Raw genomic sequence first — 3,383 nt, 5'->3', positions numbered from 1 at the left:
CGCTGCCCCGCAACGCGCCCGGCGCAACGCTCGCCCATGGCTATCGGCCGCTGGGCGCACAGGCGGTGCGCGTCGATCTGGTCGAGCGCATCGCCCGCGCCGCGCATGACAGCCGGAAGGGACGGAAACCCTTCGCCCCCGATCCCGCGCTCGCCACATCGATGGGCATCCAGCCCGAGACGCTGGCGCGGCTGATGGCACAGCTCGGCTTCCGTACCGCGCGCGGTGGCGCCGGAGAGAATGGGGGCCAGCCGGTCCGCTGGATCTGGCAAGGCCTGACACCGCAAGCGCCGCCAAAGGCCCCGCCAAAGGACAACGCCTTTGCCGCGCTCGCCGCGCTGGGGATCGGCAAATGAGCGAGACGATGCGCATCGATCGCTATCTTTGGTTCGTCCGGCTGGCGAAAAGCCGCAACGTCGCGCAGGACCTTGCCGAAGGCGGTCGCTTGCGCATCGACGGCCGCCGGATCGACCGTGCGCATGCACCGGTGCGCGTGGGCAATATCATCGCGTTCGTGGGCGCGGATCACCACGTCAGGGTGATCCGGGTGGAGGCGCTTCCGGCCCGCCGCGGGCCGCCTGCAGAGGCACAGGCCTGCTACCAACGGCTGGTGACGAGCGACTCCGCTAAAGCTGAGAACGTCTCGCAGGAAGGTCCTATTGATTGACGCGTCGGAACGCCAAGCATAGCAGGAACCTGTTTTCCGCGCTTTAGGGGCCTTTTTCCATGACCTACGTCGTCACCGATGCCTGCATCCGCTGCAAGTATATGGACTGCGTCGAGGTGTGTCCGGTCGACTGTTTCTATGAGGGCGAGAACATGCTCGTCATCAATCCGAACGAGTGCATCGATTGCGGCGTGTGCGAGCCGGAATGCCCGGCCGAGGCGATCCTGCCGGATACCGAGAACGGCCTGGAAAAGTGGCTCGAACTCAACCGCACCTATTCGGAAGAATGGCCGAACCTGACCCAGAAGGGCGATGTTCCCGCCGATGCCGATGCGATGAAGGGCGTCGAGAACAAGTTCGAGCAGTTCTTCTCGGCCGAACCCGGCAGCGGCAGCTGATCCGCGTCGATTCCGTCCAAGACGGACGCTGATCAAACTGCAATCCTGCCGCCGCTGTATCCTGGCGGCCGCAACGGTGCAGCACAGACAAGTCGTGGAAACGAAGCGCAGATTTCTGCGCCTTTTTGCGTCGCAACGCTGGTAATTTTGTTTCAATCGTGTTAAATACCCTGTGACGGAGGTAGATTCGCCCTCCGCCCGGAGAACGCAATACAAATGCCTCGTTCAGCACGCTCGCCGCGCTTGCCGCGTCCGGGCTTCGCTTCATTCACTCGAGGCCTGTAATTCACGGAAAGGCTGTACGCATTATGGCTGCCAAGGCGCTGTCCTTCGACGTCGGCGATTATGTCGTTTACCCCAAGCACGGCGTTGGCCGTGTGATCGAGCTTCAGAAACAGGAAATCGCGGGCATGCAGCTTGAGCTGTATGTGCTCCGCTTCGAAAAAGAAAAGATGACCCTGCGCGTTCCGACCAACAAGGCGGAGAGCGTCGGCATGCGCAAGCTTTCCAGCGACAAGACGCTGAAGGAAGCGCTCGAGACGCTGAAGGGCAAGCCCAAGGTCAAGCGCACCATGTGGTCGCGCCGTGCGCAGGAATATGAAGCGAAGATCAATTCGGGCGACCTGGTGTCGATCGCCGAAGTGGTCCGCGACCTGTTCCGTGCCGACGACCAGCCCGAGCAAAGCTATTCCGAGCGTCAGATCTTCGAAGCGGCCGCCAGCCGCCTCGCCCGCGAACTCGCGGCGATGGAAGAGACCGAGGAACCGGCCGCGCTCGAGAAGATCCTCGACATCCTGCGCAAGGCCGCGGTGACCTGGAACAAGGACAAGGTGCCCGCGTAACCGCGCGGTCCCGCTGGACTTTGAAGAGGGGCGACGGAGCAATTCCGCCGCCCCTTTTCTTTATCCTCTATGGAGTGTATTGTATCAGCAATACACAATGGAGGGATGACCCATGCGCACTCTGCTTCTCGCGCTCGCCGCGCTGCCGCTGTCGGCCTGTCATGCGAGCTGGGACAATGACCATGCCAACAAGCAAGGCCCCGGCCAGGCATCGGCGGACGCGATTCCGCCGAGCGGCAGCGGTGGCTCGCGCAGCTTCGATGCGAAGGACTTTACCGAAGTCGAGCTGTTCGGGCCGGACGATATCGAAGTGAAGTATGGCACCGCCTTCTCGGTCCGCGCCGATGGCGATCCAAAGGTGCTGGACGAGCTGGACATCACCGTTCGCGGCGGCAAGCTGCGGGTCGGGCGCAAGAGTCAGGGCTGGGGCTGGCACAGCTCGAGCGATGGCGGCGTGAAGGTGCAGGTGACCCTGCCCCGCCTGACCGCGGCAAGCGTGACCGGATCGGGCGACCTGACCGCCGACAAGGGCGAAGGCGATTTCGAAGCCGAGCTGACCGGATCGGGCAATCTGACCATCGCGGCGCTGACCGGCGGATCGGTCGAGTTCAAGGTGGTCGGATCGGGCGACCTGAAGGCTGCGGGCACCGCGAACCGCCTCGACGGCGAGATCATGGGTTCGGGCGATATCGACGCCCGCGGCCTGACCGCGACCGGCGCCAAGATCAGCATCATGGGCTCGGGCAATGTCTATGGCACGGTGAAGGGCGACGCGAACGTCTCGATCATGGGCTCGGGCGATGCCGAGCTGACCGGGGGCGCCAAGTGCAAGATCAGCGCGATGGGCTCTGGCGAGGCCAAGTGCAGCTAAAGCGTTTTTGATCCGGGCGGTGCCAGCCCGCTCCCCACCCGGCCGCCCAACGCCAGTATCCTATGGGTGGTCGGGTGGGGGAGCGGGCTGGCACCGTTGCGCAAGGCATTGCGCCAAACGCGTGGCAGTGCGAATCTGGCGCATGCGCTGGATCGCCTCCCTCTTCCTTTTACTGCTGGTCGCGTCAGCGGCGCCCGAGGAGAAGCGCTTCCTCGTTTCCGGCTTCGACCGGGTCCGCGTCGACGGGCCGTTCGAGGTCGAGATCCTCGAGGGCGGCACCCGTGCCACGGCCGTGGGTGAGAGCAAGGTATTGCAGCGGCTGTCGCTGCGCGTCGATGGCAGCACGCTGGTGATCAGCGCGGGCACCGCGGGCTGGTCGCAACCGACCGGCGAGACGCTGGCAATCCCCAAGATCACCATCGCGACCCCGGCCCTGCGCGCGCTGCTGGTCAATGGCGGCGGGCGGGTCCGCGCCGCGGCGATGAAAGGCGCGCGCGTCGATATCGGGCTGAACGGCGGCGGATCGGTGAGCGTCGGCGCGATCCAGGCCGAGGATCTCAACCTGACGTTGAGCGGCACCGGCGCGATGACGCTGGGCGGCACGG

Annotated in this window: 5 protein-coding genes and 1 pseudogene; all 6 read left to right on the top strand. The window is 64.8% G+C overall.

Translation table 11 applies throughout. From position 1 onward, the window contains the following. Window positions 1-356: pseudogene (locus P1X14_RS21830) on the top strand (helicase); the annotation flags it as partial. Continuing rightward, window positions 353-667 (top strand): S4 domain-containing protein, encoded by a 315-nt coding sequence (locus tag P1X14_RS21825; RefSeq protein ID WP_277317532.1) that lies wholly within the window; start codon window positions 353-355, stop codon window positions 665-667. The pseudogene P1X14_RS21830 and the gene P1X14_RS21825, both read left to right, overlap by 4 nt. Before the next feature lie 59 nt (window positions 668-726). Next, the gene (gene fdxA, locus P1X14_RS21820) at window positions 727-1,065 is read left to right on the top strand and encodes a ferredoxin FdxA (protein WP_277317531.1); all 339 of its coding nucleotides are present in this window, start codon (window positions 727-729) and stop codon (window positions 1,063-1,065) included. 308 nt (window positions 1,066-1,373) lie between these two features. After that, window positions 1,374-1,907 (top strand): CarD family transcriptional regulator, encoded by a 534-nt coding sequence (locus P1X14_RS21815; protein ID WP_277317530.1) that lies wholly within the window; start codon window positions 1,374-1,376, stop codon window positions 1,905-1,907. Window positions 1,908-2,019: 112 nt separating this feature from the next. Continuing rightward, a complete protein-coding gene (locus P1X14_RS21810) occupies window positions 2,020-2,778 on the top strand; it encodes a head GIN domain-containing protein (protein WP_277317529.1) in 759 nt (252 codons plus the stop codon). 142 nt (window positions 2,779-2,920) lie between these two features. Then, the coding region (locus P1X14_RS21805; RefSeq protein ID WP_277317528.1) for a DUF2807 domain-containing protein at window positions 2,921-3,383 on the top strand (463 nt) is incomplete at its 3' end.

The sequence above is a fragment of the Sphingomonas sp. AOB5 genome (genome assembly GCF_029433115.1).
Taxonomy (GTDB): domain Bacteria; phylum Pseudomonadota; class Alphaproteobacteria; order Sphingomonadales; family Sphingomonadaceae; genus Sphingomonas.
This window is presented reverse-complemented; position numbering and strand designations above follow the sequence as displayed.

Coding starts and splice junctions, on each gene's coding strand:
- P1X14_RS21810 (WP_277317529.1), top strand. CDS start 2,020: ATGCGCACTCTGCTTCTCGCGCTCGCCGCGCTGCCGCTGTCGGCCTGT.
- fdxA (WP_277317531.1), top strand. CDS start 727: ATGACCTACGTCGTCACCGATGCCTGCATCCGCTGCAAGTATATGGAC.
- P1X14_RS21825 (WP_277317532.1), top strand. CDS start 353: ATGAGCGAGACGATGCGCATCGATCGCTATCTTTGGTTCGTCCGGCTG.
- P1X14_RS21815 (WP_277317530.1), top strand. CDS start 1,374: ATGGCTGCCAAGGCGCTGTCCTTCGACGTCGGCGATTATGTCGTTTAC.